Source organism: Risungbinella massiliensis (assembly GCF_000942395.1).
Taxonomy (GTDB): Bacteria; Bacillota; Bacilli; order Thermoactinomycetales; family Thermoactinomycetaceae; genus Risungbinella; species Risungbinella massiliensis.
Map to the genome: position 1 here is coordinate 2,000,580 of NZ_LN812102.1, position 26,681 is coordinate 2,027,260.

The 26,681-nt window shown below is 40.5% G+C and carries 23 protein-coding genes; 6 read left to right on the forward strand and 17 right to left on the reverse strand.

All coding sequences use genetic code 11. The features are described from left to right. Window positions 1–63 precede the first annotated feature (63 nt). The 12 genes from VJ09_RS10415 to speE form a co-directional block, all read right to left on the reverse strand. Window positions 64–1,434 carry a sigma-54 interaction domain-containing protein gene (locus VJ09_RS10415; RefSeq protein WP_044641377.1) on the reverse strand — a complete coding sequence of 457 codons (1,371 nt, stop codon included), beginning with the start codon at window positions 1,432–1,434 and terminating at the stop codon, window positions 64–66. A gap of 105 nt (window positions 1,435–1,539) precedes the next feature. Beyond that, window positions 1,540–2,031, reverse strand: a complete 492-nt coding sequence (locus VJ09_RS10420; protein ID WP_147635470.1) for a hypothetical protein — start codon at window positions 2,029–2,031, stop codon at window positions 1,540–1,542. A 263-nt stretch (window positions 2,032–2,294) separates the two neighbouring features. Next, entirely contained in the window at window positions 2,295–4,067 is a 1,773-nt protein-coding gene (locus VJ09_RS10425) for a type IV secretory system conjugative DNA transfer family protein (RefSeq protein ID WP_044641379.1), read from the reverse strand. Between the two features lie 54 nt (window positions 4,068–4,121). After that, window positions 4,122–4,349, reverse strand: coding sequence for a hypothetical protein (locus VJ09_RS10430; protein ID WP_044641380.1), 228 nt, complete (start codon window positions 4,347–4,349; stop codon window positions 4,122–4,124). A gap of 14 nt (window positions 4,350–4,363) precedes the next feature. Continuing rightward, window positions 4,364–7,156 (reverse strand): hypothetical protein, encoded by a 2,793-nt coding sequence (locus VJ09_RS10435; protein ID WP_044641381.1) that lies wholly within the window; start codon window positions 7,154–7,156, stop codon window positions 4,364–4,366. A 14-nt stretch (window positions 7,157–7,170) separates the two neighbouring features. Beyond that, window positions 7,171–9,624 carry a VirB4 family type IV secretion system protein gene (locus VJ09_RS10440; RefSeq protein WP_044641382.1) on the reverse strand — a complete coding sequence of 818 codons (2,454 nt, stop codon included), beginning with the start codon at window positions 9,622–9,624 and terminating at the stop codon, window positions 7,171–7,173. Then, window positions 9,596–10,012 (reverse strand): TcpE family conjugal transfer membrane protein, encoded by a 417-nt coding sequence (locus VJ09_RS10445; protein WP_044641383.1) that lies wholly within the window; start codon window positions 10,010–10,012, stop codon window positions 9,596–9,598. The genes VJ09_RS10440 and VJ09_RS10445 overlap by 29 nt, the downstream gene beginning before the upstream one ends. Window positions 10,013–10,028: 16 nt before the next feature. Next, complete coding sequence (locus tag VJ09_RS10450; protein ID WP_044641384.1) at window positions 10,029–10,286, reverse strand: TcpD family membrane protein; 258 nt, start codon at window positions 10,284–10,286, stop codon at window positions 10,029–10,031. 11 nt (window positions 10,287–10,297) lie between these two features. Beyond that, window positions 10,298–11,221, reverse strand: coding sequence for a conjugal transfer protein (locus tag VJ09_RS10455; protein WP_044641385.1), 924 nt, complete (start codon window positions 11,219–11,221; stop codon window positions 10,298–10,300). A gap of 226 nt (window positions 11,222–11,447) precedes the next feature. Further along, window positions 11,448–11,849: a YwiB family protein gene (locus VJ09_RS10460; protein ID WP_044641386.1), complete on the reverse strand. Its 402-nt coding sequence runs from the start codon at window positions 11,847–11,849 to the stop codon at window positions 11,448–11,450. 101 nt (window positions 11,850–11,950) lie between these two features. Beyond that, a complete protein-coding gene (gene speB, locus VJ09_RS10465; RefSeq protein ID WP_044641387.1) occupies window positions 11,951–12,826 on the reverse strand; it encodes an agmatinase in 876 nt (291 codons plus the stop codon). A gap of 1 nt (window position 12,827) precedes the next feature. After that, on the reverse strand, window positions 12,828–13,673 hold the full coding sequence (gene speE, locus VJ09_RS10470; RefSeq protein ID WP_044641771.1) for a polyamine aminopropyltransferase: 846 nt from the start codon (window positions 13,671–13,673) through the stop codon (window positions 12,828–12,830). A 202-nt stretch (window positions 13,674–13,875) separates the two neighbouring features. On the opposite strand from speE, the gene VJ09_RS10475 reads away from it, so the two are divergent. Beyond that, the gene (locus VJ09_RS10475; protein WP_044641388.1) at window positions 13,876–15,903 is read left to right on the forward strand and encodes a transglycosylase domain-containing protein; all 2,028 of its coding nucleotides are present in this window, start codon (window positions 13,876–13,878) and stop codon (window positions 15,901–15,903) included. Between the two features lie 83 nt (window positions 15,904–15,986). On the opposite strand, the gene VJ09_RS10480 is transcribed toward VJ09_RS10475, so the two are convergent. The 5 genes from VJ09_RS10480 to VJ09_RS10500 all read right to left on the reverse strand — a co-directional run bounded on the left by VJ09_RS10480 (window position 15,987) and on the right by VJ09_RS10500 (window position 20,366). Further along, window positions 15,987–16,613: a hypothetical protein gene (locus VJ09_RS10480; RefSeq protein WP_044641389.1), complete on the reverse strand. Its 627-nt coding sequence runs from the start codon at window positions 16,611–16,613 to the stop codon at window positions 15,987–15,989. Window positions 16,614–16,772: 159 nt separating this feature from the next. Further along, a complete protein-coding gene (locus VJ09_RS10485) occupies window positions 16,773–17,015 on the reverse strand; it encodes a hypothetical protein (protein ID WP_230199116.1) in 243 nt (80 codons plus the stop codon). 190 nt (window positions 17,016–17,205) lie between these two features. Next, window positions 17,206–17,706 (reverse strand): YwhD family protein, encoded by a 501-nt coding sequence (locus tag VJ09_RS10490; RefSeq protein WP_044641390.1) that lies wholly within the window; start codon window positions 17,704–17,706, stop codon window positions 17,206–17,208. A gap of 34 nt (window positions 17,707–17,740) precedes the next feature. Beyond that, window positions 17,741–19,543, reverse strand: a complete 1,803-nt coding sequence (locus tag VJ09_RS10495) for an ATP-binding protein (RefSeq protein WP_044641391.1) — start codon at window positions 19,541–19,543, stop codon at window positions 17,741–17,743. Between the two features lie 244 nt (window positions 19,544–19,787). Further along, the gene (locus tag VJ09_RS10500) at window positions 19,788–20,366 is read right to left on the reverse strand and encodes a hypothetical protein (RefSeq protein ID WP_044641392.1); all 579 of its coding nucleotides are present in this window, start codon (window positions 20,364–20,366) and stop codon (window positions 19,788–19,790) included. Between the two features lie 506 nt (window positions 20,367–20,872). Here VJ09_RS10500 and yycF point away from each other — a divergent pair. The 5 genes from yycF to VJ09_RS10525 all read left to right on the forward strand — a co-directional run bounded on the left by yycF (window position 20,873) and on the right by VJ09_RS10525 (window position 26,625). Next, entirely contained in the window at window positions 20,873–21,580 is a 708-nt protein-coding gene (gene yycF / locus VJ09_RS10505; RefSeq protein WP_044641393.1) for a response regulator YycF, read from the forward strand. An 11-nt stretch (window positions 21,581–21,591) separates the two neighbouring features. Beyond that, the gene (locus tag VJ09_RS10510; protein ID WP_082050487.1) at window positions 21,592–23,448 is read left to right on the forward strand and encodes an ATP-binding protein; all 1,857 of its coding nucleotides are present in this window, start codon (window positions 21,592–21,594) and stop codon (window positions 23,446–23,448) included. 5 nt (window positions 23,449–23,453) lie between these two features. Next, window positions 23,454–24,884, forward strand: coding sequence for a two-component system activity regulator YycH (yycH, locus tag VJ09_RS10515; RefSeq protein ID WP_044641395.1), 1,431 nt, complete (start codon window positions 23,454–23,456; stop codon window positions 24,882–24,884). Further along, a complete protein-coding gene (locus VJ09_RS10520) occupies window positions 24,885–25,622 on the forward strand; it encodes a two-component system regulatory protein YycI (protein ID WP_044641396.1) in 738 nt (245 codons plus the stop codon). A gap of 163 nt (window positions 25,623–25,785) precedes the next feature. Continuing rightward, window positions 25,786–26,625 carry an MBL fold metallo-hydrolase gene (locus tag VJ09_RS10525; protein ID WP_044641397.1) on the forward strand — a complete coding sequence of 280 codons (840 nt, stop codon included), beginning with the start codon at window positions 25,786–25,788 and terminating at the stop codon, window positions 26,623–26,625. The last annotated feature ends 56 nt before the right edge of the window (window positions 26,626–26,681 follow it).

The following is a 26,681-nucleotide window of genomic DNA, read 5'->3' on the forward strand; positions in this document are numbered from 1 at the left end:
AAGGTAGATAAAACCTTGCTTTCTCTGTTATTTGCCCAACAAAAAATGCCCAATATTGGGCATTCAAGAGGAAAACCATTTTTTTATTCTATATTGAAGAGTTTGTCGTGGAATTTGTAGCAAATCAGCCGCTATACTGACGTTTCCATTGCTTTTCTCTAGTGCTCTTGTAATTAATTTCTTTTCTACCATTGCTAGTTCTTCTACTAATCCTCCTGATAGAATCGATGGCTCCTGCTTTTCCTTTGCAGACACGATCTGAGCAGGAAGGTGTTCCATACCGATCTCCCCTTTCTCGCTTGTCATGGTTGTAATACTTGCAATGACATGCTTTAATTCGCGAACATTCCCCGGCCAATGATAAAGCAGGAGACATTTCCTTACCTGTTCGCTTAGATAATAGGTAGGAGAAGCATCATGAAGAAAATGCTCAATTAGAAGCGGAATATCCCCTCTTCGCTCCCGTAACGGAGAAAGCGTGATTTGGAACCCATTTAATCGATAGTAAAGATCCGAACGAAGTTTACCTGTAGTCATATTTTGTTGGGGATCTTCATTGGTCGCAACGAGAATCCGCACATCCACTCTTCGCTCTTTCCAGTCTCCTACTCTGCGGACTTTTCCATCTTCAATAACTCGCAGTAGTTTAGCTTGAAGATCCGGTGGAAGCATTTGAATTTCATCTAAAAACAAAGTCCCCCCATCTGCAATTTCGAACAATCCTTTTCGCTCCTCAGCCCCTGTAAAAGCCCCCTTTGCCGTACCAAACAGAAGACTTTCCAATAGAGCACCAGGAATAGAGGCACAATTTTGCACGATAAATGGCTTGTTCTTTCGTTTAGAGGCACCATGAATGGATTGGATCAAAATTTCTTTCCCCGTACCTGTTTCTCCCACAATCCAGACCGGTAAATCGGTCGTGCTGATTACCATTGATTGCTGAATGCTTTGTTGCAAATCGCGATCTTGCGTCAAAAAGTCAGAGAACTGATAGGCTCTCTCTGTCTTTTTCGTTGAAGAATGAGAACCTCTATTTACCCGCTGTTCTAGATCGATTACCCGTTCGCTTAACTCCTGAACAGAGGTCACATCTTGTGCTACCTCCATCGCACCCCAAAAAATGCCGTCTAAATAAAGAGGAACTGTTTGATTAAAGGTGGTAATTTTCTTACCATGTCGATTTTGATATGTCTGCTTGTTCCTTGGAATAGCCTTTTTCGTCTGAATCACTTGTAACAGCGTGCTACTCTTCTCCGATAAGGATGGAAATAGCTCTAGTACATGGGATCCCATCACTTCACTCGGGGTTAATTCGTCTAAATAAGCTGCTCTCCTGTTATACCAAACTGTTTTACCATTGTGATCCACAATGTGAATCGCATCCTCTACCAATTCCAAAATCTCTTGGATAAAATCTTTAGAAAAAGTGGTCATTATGTAAGTCCCACCTCCGCTTAATCTTCAGCATATTCGCCGGATTTTCGGCACTGAACAAAAAAATAGAGAGAGGGGAAATCAGCTTCGACTTCGCACCTCTCTTTAATTCACGGCATAATACTGGTCATTCCAATTAGCGGATAGCAAAATTTGGTAGCACAACTCCGCAAAAATTTGGCTACTCTTTGTCATATAGGCTTGCGTGCTCTTGGTTTGAAAGGTTTTCGACAGGTCTTTTTTGGTCATGATATAGCGATTCATTAAACTGAGTAGGTGGTGGACGGTCTCTTCGGAAGTAATCATGCGGAGATAGACAACTTGAAAATAGATATCGCGGTGATAGCTAAGCGGCTTTACAATCTTAGATGCTTCACATTGCATGAGAGTTTGGAAAAAAAAATTGAGTTGTTCTTGACGTGAGGAGCGATACGCATGGTCCATGCTATTTATGAGGGACGTGAGCAGCTTTTGCACTTGCTCATCATTGTTCATTAGGGTCCGGAGTTGCTTTACATAAAGGATACTCTTAAAGTCGCACTGCATTTTTTCACTTCCTTTCTGGAAAGCGGAGTGATAACAGATGGTAAGTTCCATGAACATCTGTCCTTCAACTCACAGGAAGGGGCTACGACTTTTTGTATGAATTTTTCAAAGAAATGCTAAATTAGTTATTAATTCCATTATACTTTATTTTACTAAAATGTCTATCAAAAAGTTTAGTAGCCGTTAGTTTTAACATTGTATTCTACTAAAGTATCTTTGTTGCCCCCAAAAGAATAACAGACAAAAAGGCCCATTTTCCTGATGAGAAAAACGGCCTTTTTGTCTGTTATGGATAAGTCTGATGTCTATGGAGTTTAATTTGCCTTTTTCTTCTTCATCTTTTTATCCCATTCATAAGAAGATCGGATTTGAGTAGGGGCTGCTACATTATTCGGGGTTTTTTTGATTACCACAGCCTGCCCTTGCCTGAGGGTTTTCAATGTGTTTGGATGAATCCGATATTCTTCGATCGTTCGGACCGAGCCAACTCCACTACTCAATGCACCAAAAAGGGTTGCTGTTGTTGTAGTAGTCTTGTCCGCCACTTTTACTGTTCCAACTACTTCTGCCATGTATTCCGCAGAGCTAGGTACATCTTGGCGATGGACAATCTTAACGTTGGTATTCCCGATTACTTGACCGATCAGCTCTTCTCCGCCACCAGCTTGTAAATCGGCCAGCTCCTGAGTAGCCATAAGACAACAGAATCCTACGGAACGACTTTTGTTAATCATATTGACGACGTTCTCTCCAGCGAATAGGTTGAACTCATCCAAGACTACGTAAATATGATCAATCCAGCCATGTTCTCCGACCGCAGCGGCCACACTTTTGAGATCCTCTACAATCATCGCACCGAGTGCAGGCGTAAAGGAGGAGTATGATAGACCAGATAAAGCCATATGAATCACTTTTTTCTGTTTAATTGCCTCAAAGAGGTCGATCACATCGCCATCTCCATCACCTGTTTCATGGAATAACGGTCCTACATCACTCTCCGTCAAAAGAGCTAAGCGGTCTTTTAGACCATCCAACGCATTTTTATGGTTAGAGTCTAGGGTATTGACATACTCTTTCATAACATTAATCTGATCTTTGTTCACATGCTTCATATCTTTACTTTTCAGAACTTCCATTAAGTTCTTTTGAGTAAGCATGTCTTGTACGGTTTGTAGGTCAATGGTTCTACCTGCTAATTGTAGGATTTTAAATACGAGCTGAAGATAGCGCTCGGCTGCCCGTTTGTAGTATGGCTCTGTCCATTCCTCAATTGCAATTAATTTATCCTTGAGCTCGGTATAGTTACCGCGGCGAAGAGGATTGTATTTGGTTTTCCCTGTGTAGGAAAATCCTTGGAAATCTCGATTATAAAACTCTGCTAACTCTCGAATTTCTTCCATAAACCCAAGATCGCCTTTACCATCAATGATAATACAAGGCTTTCCGCGACGAATAGCACTTTCCAAGATAATACGAATGGTATTGGTTTTTCCCGCACCTGTCGCACCACTAATATAGGAGTGCATATTTGCTTCTTTATCCAATAAGGTGATTGGTTGGTTATCCGCATCCAATCCTAAGATTACTCCATCTTCTATATCAGGGAGATTTTTGAGTTTTCGTTGATTCACTTCTAGATTGATAACCGTATTATCGACCACTTTTACTGGTAGTCCTACCAACTCAGGTCGATTTTTTACTAACCAATGTAGCAACGTACCAAGGACCAATCCTAAACTAAGCGAAAGTGGTAGGAGAAGTAAAAAAACTTCTCCAAAAGAAGTCGATTCATTATTAGAAGTTAATAAACTAACGCCCAAACTTATCCCTTGGTAATAGTCACTTCCAAACCCAAATTGAACTAACATCACAGAACCAATTGCTCCGATAACAGCGAAGATCCAACCTTTCCATTTCTGCCAATGAATGAGATAAGCAATACCTGCTCCGATAATTGCAGGTAGGGTTAGGAATAAGACGATTAATCCAAAGGCTACCAACTCCATGATAATCGTCGCACTTCGATCATCCTTCGCTTGCACCTGAACTGGATCATCTTGCCCTTGGCCTGGTTTGAGAACTGCCATCTATTTCCCTCCTAATAAAAGCCTCTAACTATAAAAGCTAGAGGCTTGTACTGGTTATTGAAAAAGCGAGAGCAAAAAGCCCCTCAAAAAAGCAACTGCACCAACAAAGAGAATAATCCCTATCAGAATGAGCTTTCTTCGGTCTGCCATCAGTCCACCAAAACTCTCATTGGCTAAATTCTTCATCTCTGTCCAAGCTTCATCTACTTTGTTTTTGTACTGCTGGGAGTATGCTTTTGAATCTTGCGGTTGATTTTCTTCTTTATTAGAGTTTTGCTCCATGAGACTACTCCTCTCTATTTAGAGCTCTTATCGTCTCCGTCTAGTTTCCTCTTATTAGTTGGAGGGTTGTTATCTTTTGGTTTTTTATTTGCTAAGTTGTTTAGTTTGTTATTTAGCTCTTTTTGTTGAGAGGAATCCTGCTTGCGAGCACTATCCAAATTCCGGACTGATTTATTTACGTCTTGCATATTTCGATTTACATCCCTCAACGTTCTATTGACGTCTTGGGTAACCTTACGATTCATGTCACTGAATTGGCTCTGCATCTGCTTAGCCAGGTTATTTTGTATCGAAGCCAACTGTTGGTCATCCATTCTGCTTGCGGATCCTTTGGCAGGTGCAGGCTTGTAGTTGACTCCATAGCGCTCAAACTTCTCTTTCTTAGCTGCTACTTTTTGTTGTACTTCTAGTCTTTGTTTTGCATCCATGCGGAAAGCTTTGCCTTCTTCTTTCATTTTCACAACGCGTTCTTCAACACGTGTTTTCCCTCTATAAACTTGGGCAGCTTCTTTGGTCACTTTTCCAGAAACCTGCCAATCTGCACTGCTATTTTTCTTGTCAATCTTGCCTAAGCTTCTAGCGGAAGAATGCATTACTTGTTGTAGTTTTTGCTGCTCTTTACTCATGCTAAGAACATAGCGAGACATTGCATCTTTTCCAACCATAGGTAAATCTTTATTTACACGCTTTAAGTTACTAATATGCAATTCAGCTTCAATATCAAATTTACCCGATTCAATCTTCTTCTTATACTCACTCAATTCTTTATATGCTACAGAATCTGGTCTTTTCTCCTTCATCTTTGCCAAAGCTTCTTTAGATAGCGGATTTGCACCTTTCATTTCTGCTGCCTTAATCGCCATCTGAGTTTCTTTAGAGAATCTATCGGTATTAATTCTACCTTCTGCTAGGCCAATTGTTTTTTCTCTATTTTCTTTTATACTCTTACTCATTTTGCTTCTTGCTAATCTTCCAGCCATCGCTAATCCAGGTTGCAAACCAGCCACTTTACCAGCTACATTCTCTAGCGCTTGGTCTTTACGCGACTGAGCGGCTTGTTTCAAATCTTGTAGCTTTTCCTTCATTTTCAAGCCTTCAGTCATATACTTAGGATTCCCTGTAGCCAATGTTGCTGCTGTACGTGCTGCTCCAGTAGCAGTTGCTTTAGCCGTTGCTTTGGCTCCTGTTTTAGCTAGACCCAATGCTTTATTACCAGCCCACTTAGTTGGGTTAACAATTGCTTTTCTACCAGCATTCTGAACTAGGTTTGAACCCATATTCATTGCTTTATCTTGAATTCCTTGAGTTAGTGCAGTCTCTTGTGCACCTGCTAGCGTCATACCACCCTCAAGTGGGATTTGTTGAACTTTCGAGCGAAGTTCGTTCATTGCTTGCCACAAACCGATCATGAGACCGATCAGGAACAATAGTTTTAGACCATCGCTGAATGGTACCATTTCTCCATCGACATTGATTTCTGATTCTGTCGATATTTTAAGCATCATAACGATGTAAACAGACAAGAAGATGGTATACAGCACTTTCATAAATAGTGCTTGAAGCATCGACCAGAACCATTGAACAGCCTCTTTTAGTCCGTATTCTGGCCACAGACTGATCAATAGATAGAAGATCCCCAAGATCCCTCTACCTAATGCAATAAATTGCCAGATGAGAACCAATGTACAGACTACAAAGAATGCAGCCGCTACGATAATGGAAACAAAGGTTAAGAGTAACATGGAACTAATACGATCCATATAGCCATATTCGGTTAACCGGTACATGGGATTATTTGGACTACTTTTTTCTATATCTGATCCTTCATTTTCATAACCAGAAGCAATAAAGTTTTCTCTTCCTTCTTCTGTGTTAATCAGGAGTAGTTTTTCCCAACGAGCGGCTACAACTTTATCACCATTCATCTTAATAGGGACTTTATCATAATCACCTTTAGGAGAATATCCATCAGGGTGACTAAAATTTGCATCATCAATCTTAGCAAAGTTAATGGTTTTATAAGGAGTCAATACTAATACACAATATAGTGCATCTTTCGTTCTTTCAATTGCCGCAGCCGATGACTGAGCCCCTCCGCCTGCATCTTTCGAGCAACCTGAATCCATTTTTCCTATAAAACCTGTAAGAACTTGATTGGAGACTGCCGCACTCACATCTGTAGAACCTTGCAAAATTTTGGTGAGACTAAGAGGGTTTTTATCACTATTAGTAAACAACAGTGCTACCAGGGCTTGGATGATAATAATATTAATTAGGGTCTGCCACATTTTGGTCTTTTTGCCTGTTGCCCAATAATAAACTGCCCATGCAACTGCACAAGCAAACAGGAGCCAGAACAGCTGGGAAAAAATACTCATATTTCCTTCTGAATCTTCGGTCAGTATTTCTAAAATCTCTTCATATACATGGGCGATGTAATCGATAATCTCCAAGTTAAAAGCCCATGCTAAGAACGAGATCACCACAAAGGTTACTTTTACATAGAGTTGCCAAGCGGCATTCGCTAGTCCATTGATTGCTTCTTTAAATGCATCACCAGGGCTATCTACTCCATCATTATTAGCAAGTAACAACTCTAGTACATATTCATCTGGACAAAAATTATCATATGTTGCAGGGGTTCCCTCTTGTGTTAAGTCTCTATTATATTCTTGTACAAAGGCATCACACTTTGGTCCCTCTGCTTTTGGCAATTGCTGATTGCCACTTTCTGTTCCTGTAGTAGCACAGCCACTTAAAATAAGTAACAGAGCCAACATTAGAAATACCAGCTGTTTGTTCTTCAAGCAGTTCTCCCTCCCTACCTACCGCCTTCTGAAGTAACCTTAGATGCAGCACTTGCTTCCGGTTTGGTATTAAATAGTGCCACTAAATCTTCTTCTGGGGTAATGAATTGGATATAGCCAGATCGCCCTTCTAAATCTTTCATAAATCCAAAACCAGAATGTGCTTTTGAACGACGCTGTTGGAGAGTTGCACGAAGCCCCTCATCTTCTGGATCGAGATTAAGTGCTTCGATAGCAAGTGTGGTCTCATTCTCATCACTGGTCCCAAGACAGATGTACATACTTACGTTATTGAGGATCTCGTTATCGATATCAGACGGGTTTTGGGTAGCAAACCAAATCCCTGCGTTCATCGAACGTCCAGCACGCTCTAGACGGTTAGCAAGTGCTTTCCCTTGGTCGGTACGAAGCCAAATCCATGCTTCATCGAGAGCCGCAACCCGGAAACCACCTTTGGTTCCTCGTAGAACAAACTGCTCAGCCAAAATAGCGGTCATCGCCATTACGGCAACGGATGCTTCCTGACGCAGACCATTCGGCTTTTGCTTTTCTTGAGGTAGTTCTAAATCTTCTAACTGCAAGAGAACAATCCCGTTATCTGGGACATGGAGTTTTTCCCCTTCTCCAAACACAAGTCTACCTAAAGGCAGCTTAGCAACACGCTTCAAGTATTCCGCTAAGTCTTTCCCCTGTGGTTCTTGGCTTAGTGCATCTAGCATTCTCGGCATACAAGGATCTTTGGAAGCAACTGCTTTCTCCGCTGCACTAAGAAGCATGTTTTTATCTGCACGTGTTAAACCTTGTTCAAACTGAGAGATAACAGAAACGGCAATCTCCGAAGCAAAGTCTAAGTCATGGCTCATCAAGCGGAACGGATCTAGCGATCCCGGACTTTTTCGACCATCTAGCTTCAAGGTGTGAACGCGATCACCTAGACCTGGCATCTGCCCTACCCAGTGACTTCGTTCTCCTTTTGGATCTACTACAAATATTCTCGCATTCCAAAATAGAGCTGTTTTATGGATAAGATTATTCAATGTATGAGATTTACCGGAACCTAGCGTACCGGTGATTACCATGGATGCGTTCTGGTTTACCTGCGGACCCCGTTCTGGGTTATACTTTACAACCCCACCACGACGAGTAACCCCAACTGGCACCCCGTTTGGATCACCTAACATCTCCGAAGCCCCTGGAACGGTCAAAGCAGCTGCTACATCTGGTAGCATCCTTTTCTGATAACCTCGTCCTTGCCACATCGTAGAAGGCAACCAACTTTCAAATAGTCCACGTTGCTCTCCTGTTGGTCGTGCAGCAACAAAACCTCGGCTGTCTAGATATTGGATCACCTTCTCAGAGCGAGTAGTAAGTTCATCCTCTGTTTCAGCATCTACACATAAAACCAGATAGCTTTCTAAAAGTGGTGGTTTATCTGTCTCTACTTCATCCCGAAGATTTTCTGCCAATTGTTGCTGACGTTGCAAGCTAATTGGTAGATGTTCTACCTGATTGATATGTCCAATCGCATCGTCCATATCTTTTTTCTTTTGTAATACCATATTAATCGCCTGTTTATTAGCAATTGTCTTCCAACGGAAAGTAGCTTCAATTGGAAAATCCATCTCACTAGTCATATTTAGTAACAACTCAGAACTTGGAGAATACACTTCATCTGGCAGAGTGGCGAGTGCGATAAAGCTGACATATCGACTCTCATTTTCTTGTTCACAAAGAACATGCCGCCAACTGTAAGTTCTCTTCCCCTCTGCTAGCCAAGTGTACTCTTGTGGTCCCTTAGGCCACACAGCTTTCATCTGTTGAGGAAGTGGTTTAATATACATCCCACGATGAAAATGCATTCGGTAGAAATCTGCAATCTCCGCCTCTGTTAGAGGATCTAACTGATTGAGGGCGGATGTTCGATCTTCAAACCCTCTTCTAAGTCCATCTAATTCAGAAGCCCGCTTTTCGAGCCATACATAGTCATAGGCTTTATCCAGAGCATCCTCTACTTCTTCTTTCTTGATCCGTTTGGTTAGTCCGAGCAGAGATTCCAAAGCTCTAGCAGGAATCCCAAACGTCTGTGTAAACCAACCGTATTTATTTGCGTCTAGTTGAGTTAACTCAAATGCGACCAAATAATCATAATCTGGTAATGTTCCTTGCGAAATCAACTCATACCAATCCAACATCGATTGCCGCGCTGCTTCTCTTCTAGCTGGTTCTACTGTATTAACTAGTCGCGAGAGGTAATCATCCCAATCAAAGCGACGTCGGATCATCCACATTTGAGCATAGTTTTCAGCTAGCTGTACTTGGCGATAAAAATCGCTAGCGTTCCGCCACGCTTGCTTTTTCTGATCTACTGAGTAGGAGCCATATGAAAAGGGGACGACCCGATAAAAAGCCCATGGTCGTCCTTCAATAAACGCGATATTTTTATGAATCTCTGTAGGAAGATGTAGCATAATCTCGGATACCTCCTACCAATCTGGTCATTTTGTGGGTCTCTTCCTTTTCTTCTTCTTGTATCGGCAAACCACGCGACCAATGTTTATGGTCGAAGTAATGAATGATAATACTTTGGATAATCCGATATGGTGGTCTTCCTTCTATATCTAACCTAGAAAGAATAAAAGAAGCACCTAAGGGTATGAACAGAAATCTAATAATTGGTGGCAAAAATCCAAAAACATTAGCATTTGCCATATCAATGATAAACATAACTTCAAAAATTACGAAGATCAGTAATTCCGTCACTTTGATCGGAACAGGAAGCTTAAAGCGCTCAATGTGATAAAACATCCGCTTTAAGCCCCAAACTGCATCATATGTGAAAATCCGTTGTGGTCCCATATAACATCACCTTTGGCTAGTTAATATCATCTTTCAAGCCAAAGATATCCAAGAGGAGATTCCCCATGTTTTGAACTGTGGTGTCTTCTGCCATTGCAAATACCATAATAATTCCACCAATGATAATAGAAGTGAAAACTGTCATGTATTCTTTGTTGATCCAAGCTTTAATTGCCAATAGTACCAAAACAACGATAACAATCGTGGTGATCTGATCGAGAATCCAATCTCCACCTTCTTTAATAAATGTAGGTGCTGCCAGAAATACGTTCATACTATAACCTCCTAATTTTGAATGGATTGGACAAGGTAGTTCCCATCTTTTAAAACAAAGGTAACTCGATACGAAAATGTATAAATGTAACCATAAACATCTTTAAATTTAACATTAGCAGACATAATAACCGGGTTTGAATCAGCGTTGTTGAATAAAACTTTATGATCAGTAAACGTAATCGAGTCACTATTTACTAAATCCATTAATTTCTGACCATTATTCAGACCTATTTGAGTTCCATTCTCGGTATACATAGTGGTAGGTTCACCACGTATATAGGCCTTTAAAAACAGTTCATACTTTTGCTTGATTTTGTCTACTTCCTCATCACTGATTTGTACCTGTTCTCTTTCAGGTTTAATCGTTTCCTGTGCCGGCAATAAAGCTGGGGGATCAGACACTAACCAAGTTGGATTCCCATTGATAACATTCACCTCGGTAACTGGTACCGATAAATACAAGAGACGCCCGTCCTTTAAAGTGGCTCGAACGGTGATCAATGCCTCTTTTTGAGGAGTGGTAGTCGTAGTCACATACTTGGCATCCCACACCTCTACATCCTGAACACCTAGGCCCGCTTTACTAGGGTCATTTGGAATGTTTTTATTTGCGTTTGGTTGTTGGGCTGATTCTTCAAATGTAAGGCCATTATTGCTTAAAGACTTTTGGCCATCTTGAGTCATAAACGCACTTATTATTCTAGATTGCTCTGACTCAAAGTTGTTTTGTCCCTTTTGGTAATTCAACCACTTCTCAACAAACAACTTGGCTACATTTTTTGCCGCATCTGGTACTTCCGTGCTCTTTTTTTGCTCCTCTTGCTCTTGTGCTTCAGTTGATGTAGTAGATAAGTCTGTTATGATATCGAGTGTATTTCGCACGAGGAAGACGGCTAGCACTACATACAGTACAATGCGTACAATCGACTGCATGCGTTCATTCCGAATTGCTTTTTTCAGTGCTATCTCCTCCATTACAATGATTGGTGTACTTACATGATAATGTTTAAAAATTCAATTGAAGAGATCAATTAGTATTTTATAACAACTTTGTACAGTTTTCTATATGAAACCCAAAAAGTTAGGAGAAGTTCATGAATATTTCTTAAAAATTATTCCAATAGGAAATACTACCTTTTCAAACTCCATCTAAATATACCTAACAAACTTTCCCTAATAAGGTAAGTTGATAGTGAGAAAGGGGAGTATTTGCTGTATACAGTGTATATTGCAGTTCAACTTCTATTCCTGACTTATCTACCTGCAGATGATAGTGCTGCGTCACCGTTTCGAAAGCCATTTTGCCAGCAGTTGTATGTAACCAAAAAGGTTCTGACTTTTCAAGAGAGAAGGTTTGCTGATATGGTACTTCTCCCTTGCGCAAAAGAGTTACTTGATCCTGTCTAAAGATCCAATTGGTTTGGCTCCCATCTTCCTCTACATAACGAACCATCCATTCTTGTTCTCCACTTAGAAAATACCCTTCTAGATTCATTTCCTTTTGTTCGATCTCCCCTTCTGTTTCAATACGTATGTGATATGTTATCTTGATCTTTTGCATTGGATTCTTCCTCCTAAAAAAGGCACTCTTCTGGATAGAAGAATGCCATTTCATATAATAAATAATCACTGCATACAAGTAATTCTACAAGCTGGCCTTCCTTAGCCCTTATGAAATCCTAAGATCATTTCCCGAATTAGCTTTGCAGCTAAGATAGGCGTTTTTTCTGAGTGATCATAGATTGGGGCTACTTCTACTAAGTCAGCTCCCACTACCGTAAGATTTGCGTCTGAAATGGCATGAATGGCAGCCAGTAGTTCTCTCGTACTTATTCCACCTGGTTCTGGAGTGCCCGTTCCTGGTGCATAAGCAGGATCTAGAACATCTATATCAATCGTCACATAGACAGGACGTCCTGCTAATTTTGGTAAATCGGCTTTTAGAGGTTCTAATACATCAAAAGGATGAAAATGAATTCCCGCCTGCTTGGTGTATTCCACTTCTTCTCGGGTCATCGAGCGAATTCCATATTGAAAGAGATTCTCTCCTCCGATTAATTCCGAAATTTTATGTAGCGGAGTCGCATGCGAGTAGGGTTCCCCTTCATAATCTGTACGCAAGTCGGCATGAGCATCCAAATGAATTACAGCCAGATCAGGGTAGTGACGATACACCTCTTGTACGACAGGCCATGTTACAAGATGCTCTCCCCCCATACCAAGAGGTAATTTGCCTGCATCTAACACTTTTCCTACAAAATCCTGTATTTGATGCAAACTCTTTTCTGGGTTTCCAAAAGCGAGAGGAATATCCCCAGCGTCAAAATAGTCTACTTCACTCAAATCCCGCTCTTGATAATGACTATATTCTTCGTGCACTAATGATGATTCTCGTATACGAGCCGGCCCAAAACGTGACCCTGGGCGGAAGCTTACAGTCCAATCCATTGGCATTCCATACAAAACAATAGATGATTTTTCCCAATCATCGCTTGCCCCGATAAAAACATTTCCTGCATATTTCTCATCGAATCGCAATTTACTTCTCTTCCTTCCGTTTTTCCAGTAATTCCTCTACAAAAACCGGTAGTTGGAAGAGAGCCTTCTGCATTTTTGGATGGTAGTATTTTGTATCAAATTCCTGTAGTTCGGACTCTCTTACTTTAAGAGGATCGTACTTTTTAGATCCGATAGTAAAACTCCACAGACCACTTGGATAAGTTGGAATGCTAGCGGTATAAAGTCTTGTAATTGGGAACGTTGTCGAAATATCTTGATACACTTGTCGGATTAGATCCGCATTAAACCAAGGAGACTCTGTCTGCGCTACCATAATACCGTCCTCTTTAAGCGCTTTATGGATTCCTTCATAAAAATTCTTTTGAAACAATCCTACTGCTGGTCCAACAGGCTCTGTCGAATCTACTAAAATCACATCATATCGCCCAGGATTTTCTTCGATATGGCGAATTCCATCTGTTACTTGAATATCTACCCGCGCTTCCCCTAAACCACTTGCAATCTTAGGAAAATATGCTTTGGATGCATCGATCACCTTCCCATCGATCTCAGCTAACACGGCTCGTTCAACAGAAGAATAACGAAGGATTTCTCGAATAGCTCCTCCATCTCCTCCCCCCACGACCAACACTTCTTTTGGATTAGGATGAGTGTTCATCGCAACATGTGTAATCATCTCATGATAAACAAACTCGTCTTTATCTGTGGTCATAACCATTCCATCTAAGACGAGCATCTTACCGAATTGTTCCGTCTCAATAACATCTAACTTTTGAAATTCGGTCTCCTCATGATGAATCGTTCTCTTAATCTTCGTTGTAATACCATGATTGGGTGTCTGTTTTTCTGTGTACCATAAATCCATATCCATAATCTGTCATCCTTTCCAAATGCCGATGCGACTAGAATTCCAGTTTTAGTGCCATTAATCAATAAATCATGTTACATCTAACTTTTCAATGCTTATTTTTGTTTTAAATAAAATATAGGTATATTCTTCCTGCACTCTCCGCATAATATGCTTGCCTATCTCATTACTAAAATTTTACATCTGGAGGAAACCGGCGATGTCCCATTGGAATACAACTGATCGCGAACAACAATTGCAAGATATGTTTCTTTGGCGACTCGCAAGTAGAAGCTACCGTTTCCTATGCTTTCTAGGAAAAGGTTTGATGGTGGCGATCATCCTACTTGGGCTTTTTTATCTCTATCTACAATCACGCCCACTTCCGCCTCCTGATGTCCTTACTTCCACTAGTATTTACGATGATCAGGGAAAAATCCTAAATCAAACTGATCCAATGGAAAATCGTGAGTATGTGAAATTAGACCAGATACCTACATACTTAAAAGAGGCTACCATTGCGGCTGAAGACAAATCTTTTTACCATCATTACGGGTTTTCTTTACGTGGGATTGCTCGTGCCATCTTCGTCAATATAAGAGAAGGAAGTATTCGCCAAGGAGCTTCCACGATTACCCAACAATTAGCACGCAATCTATACTTAACACACGATCGAACTTGGCTACGGAAGGCAAAAGAAGCCCTATATACGTTACAATTAGAGATTCACTACACCAAAGACGAGATATTGGAGATGTATCTAAACAAAATCTACTATGGAAATGGTGCATATGGAGTTCAAAGAGCTGCCCAAGTCTATTTTCAGAAGGACGTCTCTAAGCTTAGTCTAGCTCAAAGTTCTTTCTTAGCAGGGATTCCACGAGGACCGGTCTATTACTCTCCTTACGAGCATTATGAACGTACCAAAACTAGACAACGACACATTTTAGATCTGATGGCTAAAAATGGACTAATTAGCCAAACAGAAGCACAGGAAGCCAAGCGTACTGAGTTAGTGATCACTCAGCCTGAAAAGATGAATCAACTTCAAGCCAACTATTTCCGCGACTATGTGGTTCAAGCTGCAATAAAACAGTATGGTTTAGAAGAGTCGCTCGTCTTGCATGGAGGACTTAAAATTTACACTACCCTAAACCAAAACCTCCAGCAAAACGCAGAGAACGCGGTAAGGCACTATCTTTCCAGACATCAGAAGTTAGAAGGATCTTTGCTTTCGGTAGATCCCAAAACAGGACATATTAAGGCGATGGTCGGTGGAAAAGACTATGATACTTCTCAGTTCAACCGAGTCTTTGCTAAACGTCAGCCTGGCTCTGCATTCAAACCAATTCTCTACCTTAGTGCTTTAGAAAATGGATTTACTCCTCTTACCAAAATAATGAGTAAACCAACTATTTTCCAATATGAAGGGAAGACCTATCAACCAGCCAACTACGGCAATCAATATCCAAATCGAGCTATCACCCTTCGAGAGGCGATTGCTAAGTCAGACAATATCTATGCTGTCACCACTCAGTTCCAGATTGGTGCAGAAAACACTCAGCTGATGGCTAAACGCCTTGGAATGAAAAGCCAACTGAAGGCGACCCCTTCACTAGCATTAGGTAGTTATAGCGTGACACCATTTGAGATGGTACAAGCTTATAGTACGATTGCTTCTGGTGGGATTTATCGTCCTATTTTAGGAATTACCAAGATTGTGGACCGTGATGGAACCGTTCTAGTCGATACAAATCAAGAGAGTAAGCAAGTAATTCGACCAGCTCACGCTTTTGTATTGACCAAACTTTTGGAGAGTGTGTTTGACTCAGGGGGTACTGCACATCGTGTTCAGCAGATGATCCACCGTCCAATCGCAGGCAAAACCGGTTCTACCGATTGGGATGGTTGGTTAGTAGGTTATACTCCCGATTTGGTAACCTCTGTTTGGGTTGGTTATGACCAAGGGAGAAAAATAAGCAATTGGGAAGGAAAACTCTCTCAATACATTTGGGGGCATTATATGCGGGATGCGACCAAACGAAATCCTTCCAGTGATTTTACTCCTCCAGAAGATGTAACAGGGGTATATGTCGATGAGGCAAGTGGATTCCTTACATCTAAGGACACTCCCAATGCTCGATTTGAGTACTTTGTTAGAGGGACAGAGCCGCAAATAGCGATTCCAGAAAACAAACCTATTCAAGGTCCCTCATGGTGGGACAAAATTAGAAGCTGGTTTGATTAATATGAAGAGCCCTAATCAAAGAAGGATTCCCTAACAAGGAAACTACTCCATTAGGGCTTTTATTATTAAAAAGTAACATTCTATTACTCGAATGTACGATCTTTGTTTGCCTTTATCTCACGCCAATCTAAATTGTGTATCATATTGAAATCCATCATTCCGGGATCTTTCATTAAAGCATCAAATTCCAAACCTTTTCTTCCTAATCGTTTTATATCAGAATTTGACTCGGCGTTAAAACGTTTTTCCCATTCTTCGCTTTGGTAGTCAGCCGTCCAATAAAACAAATTGCTCTTTTCTTTGGTATCGGGAATAAATTTAGTTGGAATGACTAAGAAGATATGGCTTTTTCCTCTTTCATCTTGATAGCTTGCTATGTAATATGTACCTGATAAATCGGTTGCTTTCTTATCCAGCGCATTAGGTCCACTGCAGAACCAATCCATTTCTGTTGTACCTTCGATCTCTTCCCCAATACAACTTCCAATACCCTTGATTGGTGTTCCTTTTGCTTTTGCGTCATCCTTTAGTTTCATCATATCCACATGATTGACATGTAGAAATGCATTAAAAAGAGTCTTCTCGTCATAAGTTAGATCTCTTGGCTTGGATGACTTTTGTGTTGTGGAGACGTCTATTGTAGCCTCTTCCGAACAAGCACTTAAAAACAACGTACATAGAAAAAATAGAACCAAAATCTTCTTAGGCACTATTATCACCCTTTACAAAATATTTAGGTATATTATATCAAAATACTAGTGCTCCTTTTGATTGTTTGGTCTTCTTTTCTTGATCTAGAGTAAAAGTGGGCTAAGAAACTAGCAATATAAGCCTAATTATTCTTGCCCACTCTTCTTTATTTTCATTTCCTACTCATGACAACCTATACTTCCACCTATCTCCCCTTCACCATCGGCAAAAACTCCGTCGTTGGCGATCGTGATATACCCTGCTTTCTCTAGCTCATTCATCACGTTATACATCGATTCACGTTGTTCTTTTGACATCTTCGATACATATTGATTAATTTGTTCCTCTGGCACATTTAACGAAAAGTGCACTCCACCATGTTTGGCAAAATGATCAAGATTATTCATATGACGTTGGTTCACCAATACCACCTCCTACTATCAGTTTCAGCAGAGAGGGTCTCTTTTATGTCCAAACAAAAATGGCGAATCCGACCAGATATTGGTCGTTTCGCCATTTTTGTGTCCTAGCAAAAAGTTCCGAAACCATGATTTTAGTCTACTCTCCAATTTTACTTGAGGCAAGTAGCATGTTTTTTTGTTCACATAGCGTTCACTTTTTAGACAAAAGTGATTCTTTGAGTTCTATAGTGCTGTTTTCCCACATTTCCGGATTATGTTCTTGTAAAAACTTCGCTAATACCTCTTTCGAATGATCTGGTAATTCCGTTACTTTGATTCGACGTTTTAGTGCATCATCCATTCGATTCACATGAAAAGCAAGGTTTTTCCAACCTTTTTTGGACTCTTTGTCGATTTTCATCGAGCAAGCTGCTAATCCAGCATAATAGGGCCCATTCTCTTGACGATCCACCGCTACCCAAATCACCCAGTATTCTTCACCATTAGGAACCTCAGTTTGGTCTGCCGTAAATTTGATCCCACGTTCTACACGACTTTTTGCATGGATTAAACCTAAATCAATCTTTGCTTCTTCTGCACTCAACAATACAGAAGAAAGATTACTCAAATTCAATGTACCAGTATGGTACGCTTTGTGAGTTGTTGACTTTCCAGAAATAATTTGAAACTGTGGTTTTTTTTGATCGGACATAAACTTCACTCCTCCGACCTTATCTTACCCTCAGTTAATTACCTGACGCAAAAAAAGGTGGAGTCGATTTTTTCGAAGTGGAACGGAATAGGTAAGTTGGTTGCTTTTGTTTAATCATTCTTGGCACCGGTTTTTCTTCTTCTACTTTATCCTCCATAGTCATGGACTGACGAACAGGTAGTTGGATTGTAAAAGTAGTACCTCTTCCAGGCAAACTACTCACTTGAATTTGACCACCATGATCGGTAATAATCCGGTTACAAATGGAGAGCCCCATTCCGGTTCCCTCATCTTTGGTTGTAAAGAAAGGCTCAAAAATCCTTGTCACATTCTCTGGTTTAATACCATATCCATTATCTTGTACTCGAATGAAGATCCGATCATTTTGGGCTTTCCAACGCAAATCAACAAAGCCTTTTTCTCCTAACGAATCCATTCCATTCTGAACTAGATTGATTAGGACTTGTTTTAACTGTTCCGCATCTGCTTCTATAGTAAGCGGCTTTGCTGGTGGATAAAATCGCAGTTCTTTGCCCATTAAAATCGCTTTTGGGTGTAAAAGACTTATCACATCGTTCATTAGTTGATCTAAGTTGAACACAGTAAACTTTGCTGGTCTAGATTCACTCAAATTAAGGAATTGCTTTAGCAAATCGTTAATACGGTCGATTTCTGGTAAAATAATGGATTCCCAACGTTTTACCGCTTCCGATTCCGCAGCAGATATTTGTACGAATCCCCGGATCGATGTAAGCGGATTCCGGATCTCATGTGCTAAACCAGCAGCTAGTTGGCCTACTGCAGATAATTTTTCTAAATGTCTTCGCTTCTCTTCTTCATGATGACGTAGTCTACGTTGTTCAATGGAGAGCCGCTGTTCTGCTAATCGTATCAACTCGTCCGCATTTTCTGCTTCTTGTGGATAGGAGGCAGAGCCTAGATTATGATTGATAATAGTACGTTCAGTCCGGATTTCTCCCATTACCTTCTCAATGATCTCCAGACATCTACGAAGGATGGAACAATCCCCTACGAATCCTATAGCAAATTGATCTCCATCATAACGTGCAAGATGAGCATATGATGGGAGTGTCTTTTTGAGCAAACTGGCTAGTTTCACCAAGATTAGATCGCCAAATTCGATTCCTTCTCGCATATTTACCTGTTTAAAATCGGTTAAATCGATACTGATTACGTGATAATTTTGGTTCTTACCGCAACGAGCAATACTACGACTTACCTGTTCTTTAAAGGAACTCAAGTTATACAACCCTGTTAAATAGTCACGCCGGTATGTCTCTTCGATCTCCCCATTGTACTCCTCTATTTTTTTCCGTGATTCCCTCATTATCGTAACTAGGTATTTGTTTTTTTCTTTCGCCTTGTTTACTTCTGTAAAAGCTCTTTGTGCTTGCCTCATTCCCCAAGATACCATCACCAGCAAAGCACCATTAAATAGAAGTTCAAGTAAAAGTAGTGTATGCCAAGCAGAACAAATTTCGAGAACGAGATAAGCTCCAAGCGCAATACCTAGCATGATATAGTGATCTTCTCTCTCTAAATAGAGATAGCATGCACCTAATAAAGAGACATACAAGATTATGACCGGAAATAATAGGGTAAAACCATCGATAAAACAGACTAGAGAAAGTAGTAATCCAAAATAAGTATACATTGGAAACCGAGAGGCCCATTCGGGTAGCAAACGGAATAAGACTCCAAGCGCAACACAGGTTAACAAAAGGATTGTCCAGTAGATTCCTGGACTCCCCTTTTGAAACGTTTCCACTTGATCATATAGAAAATGGGTTTCATACGCATTTAGGTTATCGATCATGTTCCCACCCCAGTTCTTTCCAAAATCATATATTTGTTGTATGTCATTCCACTTGTTTTGCTCTTATTCCTCCTGAATCTACCTAAATCGACAAAACCTTTCAAATTATCATGCATTTAGTTCAAACTTTGAACATATTTCCCTGTTGGTGAATCGACAATTTTCGCTCTGTTCTCAAAAATAAAGCCCTGATTAGCACAGCGTGCATACAGGGTTAAAGTATTGGAGAAAAACCATTTCTTTCTTAGCCTAGGTAGTTAACTAAGTGGCTAAAATTTTTATTGGTAGCCTCTTTTTTGTTCTCTAAATCATTATGATTGGAGTTTTGCATTCCCATTTTGTCCCAAACTCCATAAGCATCTTCCATCATTGCTTCCCGCTTTAGAAGAGTCAACTTTTGCGCATCTTCATAGCCATATGGGGTTGGAGCTTCATTTGCATATGTTGCTTGTCCCATTGGACGAACTGCATATACAGGTGCGTCATTCAACAGTGTATGTACCACTGTCTCTTTCAAGATATTCTTGATCTCCTCACTCCGATAACCGCTCTCTAAACTTTTGATCCACTGATAAACGGGACCGTCTTCTGGCGTAAAAGTAACATTGCGTTGAGTAGGTACATATTCGCTCTTTGCCTGAATCTGTTCTTTTAGGAGCCTGCTATCACAGATTGATTGAAGCGGAAAGTAGTTATTGCGCAGATAGGATTGGATACAATATTTGACTAACATTGGAAATTGGCCTTTTGGTAGTACTTCATACCAATAACGAACTAAGCGATCTTTCTTTCCTAAATATACTCCTACAGTAATAGAAGACATGTCTTAACACCCCTTTAAAGGATTGGAAAATTTTAAATTACTAGAATTAATAATAATGGTAGCAGTACCCAATGATAAGCGTCAATAAGAGACTTTGTCGAATTGGCTCGTATATTCTCGAAAAGCGCAAAATCATGCTAACAATATGTTAATTTTCTGTTACTACAGCAAAAGATCTGCTTATTTTCCTCTATATTTGGAAAAATTCTTCATTTTTACTTCCTGAGAAACAGTGCATCAAATTCTGGTATAGTTGTAACAAACTTTTCCATTTATAAATAGGCAGTTTCAAATGTTTTATATCATTTTATTGTTAGTGAAGTATGAAGATGATAATTTCCTTTTGAAAAAGCAGAGTCCCTCTCTCTAATTGCTACTTCGAAATGCATTTCCAACATTCATTTGCAATACTCACTCGTGTTTTCTTGAGCTTGCTACTTGGTTGTGCGAAAATAAATGAAACTTCCATTGGAACGGATGGGATTTTAGGAGGAGACAAAAGAAAAATGAGTGCCAGAATATTAGTTGTTGAGGATGAAAAACCCATTGCTGATATTATCCAATTCAATCTAGAAAGAGAAGGGTATCAGGTAGAGTGTGTGCATAATGGAGATGAAGCGATTCAATTAGCACTCTCCAATCCACCAGACCTTATGTTACTCGACTTGATGCTACCAGGAGCAGATGGTATTGAGGTTTGTCGTCGTATTCGTCAAAAGTATTCACTCCCTATTATTATGTTAACTGCCAAAGATTCCGAATTAGACAAAGTTTTAGGTCTTGAGATCGGGGCAGATGACTATGTGACCAAACCATTTAGTAATCGGGAACTACTTGCTCGGATCAAAGCGAATCTTCGCCGGATTCAAAGTCAAAAAGAGGTAGACACATCCACTTCCTCAAGTCAATTGCTCCAGATAGGGGATTTATCCATTGATGCTAACAGCTTTATTGTCAAAAAACGGAACAAACCAGTAGATCTCACTCACCGAGAATTTGAGCTATTGCTATATCTCTCCCAACATGTTCAGCAAGTTCTCACTCGTGAGCATCTCTTACAGTCTGTTTGGGGCTATGATTATTTTGGAGATGTACGTACGGTCGATGTTACCATTCGCCGGCTACGCGAAAAAGTAGAGGATGATCCAGGAGCACCGCAATATATCATTACGCGTCGAGGGATTGGTTATACGATGCGTGATCCAAAAGCATAAAGGGTGACCAAATGATGAATTGGGAAACCACTTGGAATAAATGGCTCAAACGAGACTGGAAAGAGTTTTTCCGTGGACTTCAATGGAAGCTAGTTGTGATCTTTTCTTTGATGATTATCATCGCCGTCCAAGTGATCGGGGTAAACTTTTTTTATTCTCTCAATAAGTTTTTTGTAGATGATCTTCAGCGCGAATTAACACTGCAAGCAGACCTTCTCAAAAATAATCAAGGGATCCAAGAAACCTTACAAGAACAGATCCCTTTAGCCGATAAACAGACGAAACTAAACACAGCTCTAAAACAGTTAATTATTTTAAAAACACGAGAGAAAGGTACCGATTTTTCAGCTGAAGTTCAAATTCTAGACCACTCTCGTTATGTACTCGCCTCTTCCAAAACGGACCAAAATATCGGAAAGATCAATTTGCGAGCACAGCAAGAGGAGATGGGCACTCTTACACGAAGAGATCTTTCCGATGAAACCGATTACCAAGTACTTTTGATGCCTATCTATGCGAGCGATAATGAATCCGAAGCGATTGGATTTATCTACATCGAGGCTTCCCTTGAACCTATCTATTATAAGATTAGAGAAATCATTAGGATCTTGGTGAAATCGACTGCATACGCGATGGCCGTTACAGGCCTCCTAGTTATTTTATTAACCCGAACGATCACTACACCTGTTCAAGAGATTACTTCGCAAGCAACAGCGATGGCGGAAGGAGATTTTGATCGTAGAGTTAGTGTGAAAAGCGAGGATGAGATCGGGAAGCTAGCAAAGGCTTTTAACCATCTAGCCTCGCACCTTCGTGAAGCACTGTCAGAAAAAGAAGAGGAAAAGAAGAAATTAGAGACGGTACTTGCCAATATGACAGACGGGGTAATCGCTACGGACCCTGAAGGCAAAGTAATTGTAAAAAACCGTTGGGCAGAAAAATTATTGTCTCGTGAGATTCAATTAGGAGAACGGGTTGATGAGATATTGGAACTCTCCCAACCTATTCAATATCCTATTGTTGAAACAAGTCAGCAATTGTTGGAAATCAGGGGCGAAACTCAAGATGAATGGACCGTCCTGCAAGCTACTTTTTCTCCGATCAAACGAGGCACAGAAGAATCGGTAGGCTTGATCGCAGTCTTAAGTGATGTTACCGAACAGGAGAAATTAGACCAACAGCGGAAGGACTTTGTCGCAAACGTCTCTCACGAGCTGCGAACTCCTCTTACTACCATCAAAAGTTACTTAGAAGCACTCGATGACGGAGCAATGGAAGAGCCAGAGCTAGCAAAGCGCTTTCTGAAGGTAACCCAACAAGAGGCGGATCGCATGACTCGATTGATTCAAGATCTATTGCAACTTTCTCGTTTAGATGCCAAGAGGGTTTCGTTACAACGAACCATTGTCTCAATTCGTGATGTACTAGAAGATGTGGTTGATCGATTTGCTTTTCAGTCCAAACAAAAAGAAATTTCCTTAACTCTCCAGATCCAAAACCTACTACCTAGTGTATTTGCTGATCGAGATAAGGTGGATCAAGTTCTGGACAATGTAATATCCAATGCAGTCAAGTTCACACCAGAAGGTGGAAAAATATCAGTAACTGCCAAGAGAAGAAAAGATGGACTCGTCGAAATTGCGATTGAAGATACAGGAATCGGAATCCCCAAAAGTGATTTAGGACGAATCTTTGAGCGTTTTTATCGGGTGGACAAGGCACGTTCTCGTGATATGGGGGGTACTGGTTTAGGTTTAGCAATTGCCCAAGAAATTGTTCATCTTCACGGCGGCGAAATTTGGATTGAAAGTCAGTATCAAGAAGGGACACAGGTTTACTTTACACTACCAACATCTTATCGGAGGTGAAGCAGTTGAAGAAGGGAAGTTCGTTCTGGAAGAAAAACAAAGAGCGTATCAAGACAACCACTCTGATACTGCTCATCTTGGCGAGTTTTGCACTAACAGGTCTGTTATGGTATAGTTCTCCTCCCTATACAGAAACGACGGAAACCAAGTACCAAGAGACACCTCTTATTGGAAAAGAGGTAGACAACCGCCAAAAAGAGGTGTTTGATCTGACAGCTCCTCCTTTTTTGGTAGTCCACCAACGCAATCAACACTATCTCATTACCAAAGAGAAAAATCAGGTTTATCGAGATCTTATAAAGACAATCCATCAAGATTCTGACCTTACCAACGTAGAGCGAAAATTCCCTACCCCACAAGAATGGCGGTATATTTTAGAAGAAGCAAGTTCGGTGGAAATGCAATTCTTTCAAGATCTAACACTTGAACAAGTAGACTCCTTTTTCTTATCGCTATTGGATTCTGATGGAAAAGCTCCTTTAAAAGAAATGGGGAAGATCAGCAGGATTTTGGTGTGGGAAGATCGTAATCAATCTAACCCTAAGATCTGGTTTATAAGCGATGAAACACACTCTGTTGTACAGGCTACTATGGCAACTACTCTTGTTCCAAACTTTCACTCTCAGTTGGTTAATGCCATTTCAAATTCTCCTGACGAACAAGTGACGCCTATCTATGGAAATAATAATAAGCCACCTTGGGATCCTGGCTCAGGTGCCACCTTTAGCCGTGTTTTCTATCTACCAAACGATCCATGGCAGGTTACAAGACCAACTTTTGAGACAACCATATACTCAATTGAAGAGATGAAAAAAATCCTGTTTCGACGTGACTACAAAATTGACGCGATCAACAACAACAATGAGTTGATCTATCTTTTTAACGATCAAACGCTGGTCTATAATCAAGCGAAAAATGAAATTCGCTACACCGATAACTCCAATCGAGATGGCGAGGAGAAAGTAATTAGTAGCCAGATTGAAACGATTCAAAGTGAGTTTATGCTAAAACATTATGGATGGACTGGCTCCTATCTGCTAGAGAAAGTACTCCCAGAAAAAAAGGATACATTTGTTTTTCGATTGTTGCATGAAGGGATTCCTGTCTATGCTCCTAAATCAACAGAGAGGGACTCCCAAACTCAACTCGATCAAATTCTTTTAACTCCAGACAGTAGTAATGCTTCTGGTGTGGGAAGTTATCAACGATCTCTGGAAATTATAAAACAAGAGAAAAGCGTTCAATCCAGTACCCTACCGGGTCGTACACAAGTATTGGATGAACTTCACAAACGGAATCTCCCACTAACCGAGGTTACACAGCTTTATCCGATCTATCAAATGAGACGATCGGAAGTTAATACGGTAGAATTCGTTCCTTATTGGAAAATCCAAACGGTATCTGGTACAGAAGTTTTGATTGGAGGCGAGAGTTAGATGGATTGGCGGCGTGCAAAGACCATTTTAATTGTTACGTTTCTTCTACTGAATCTCTACCTCGCTTCTCAACTGAATGATACCGTCTACAATCAGAGTCTGTATGTAAACAACAACCTCATCTCAGATGATCAAATCAATAATCTATTAAAAGCAAATCAAGTACAGCTTGATCCTCAAAAAAAGCCCCGCAATATTGAAAAGGTAAATTTATGGAAAGGTCAGATTGAAACATTTCCAAGTCATGTTCGAGTAGAAGATAGTTTGTTTGAAGTAAATGCAACAATCCCACCCGGAACAGAGAAGGCTACTGCTACAGCGATCAAGTCAGCTATCCAGACTGTTTATTCAGGGGAGTTATCCTACACTGGTCGTCGCGAAGGGGATACATATTATTTCAATCAAATGATTGGAGAAATTCCAATCTATTCCAACCCTTTAGAAGCTACCTACTCAAATGGTAAAATCAAGGTAAAAGGGGTTTTGTTTGTTCCAGTTGATAATGGAGAACCAATTCCTCTGATTCCGGTCAATAATGCTTTATATACCTTGATCAACAACAAAGATCCAAAAACTTTTATCGATAAACAGATTGATTCCATTCAACTAGTATACTGGTTAAGCTCCGATGATCCAGCTTATTTGGTACCCTATTGGCGCTTTCAAATCGGGGACAGTTCACATCTAGTCAATGCTCACAAATCCGACAGTAGCACAGAATTAATTACGGAAAATTAGATAGGATCTTTTTTTTAAAACTAAAAATAAGAAGCTCCTACATGCTCACATAAGAGAATCCTGATCAGAACATTTTATCGCTTTTAACTAAGTGCCTCCTCAGATCAGGATTCTCGCGCATTTCGAGATTTTGTATAGGAGTTCTATAGATTAGGAGAGAGCTATGCGAGTAAGTGTATTAGCAAGCGGTAGTTCTGGCAATGCCATTTATATAGAGAGCGAAGAAAGTAGAATGTTAGTAGATGTCGGGCTCAGTGCCAAACAGATCGAATTACGATTAAAAGCGATTGACGTAGATCCTGAGAGCATCCAAGCTCTCTTTATCACCCATGAGCACATCGATCATGTCAAAGGGCTAGGAGTCTGGGCACGCCGGTATCAACTGCCTATATTCTGTAATGATGCTACTCTCCAAAACCTCCCGAATAGTGTAGGCGAGATCCCAAAAGAACTATTTCGCTCTTTTGGAAGCAACAATGCGATGGATTGGCAAGATCTCCATGTGGAATCTTTCTCGATATCACATGATGCAGCAGATCCAATGGGTTTTGTCGTTTGTAAAGAGCAGGAGAAAATTGCAATCGTGACAGACACAGGCTATGTCTCCTCTAAAATCGTAGAAAAAGTACAAGGATCTCATACGTTGATCTGGGAAAGCAATCACGATGTGGAGATGCTACGTATGGGTCCTTATCCTTGGAGTACAAAACGCCGAATTTTAAGTGATGTAGGTCATCTCTCCAATCAAGATTCTGGCGATGCTCTACGAGAGGTATTAGCTGGCGAAGGGGAAAATGTCTACCTAGCACACTTATCCCGAGAGAACAATCTCCAAGAGCTGGCGCATCTTACAGTGAAAAATATATTAGAAGACAGCGGAGCAGAAGTAGGACAAGCCGTTCGGTTATTCGAAACCTATGCAGACCGCCCTACCCCGCTATCTCCGGTTAAAAGAAAAACAGTTCCAGTTGGCAACCTATTTGCTTCTGTCAGTGTTTCATAGCACTTGGCTTCTATAGTCAAGTGTTTTTTTGTGGTTATAATTCTGTCCTTATTTGG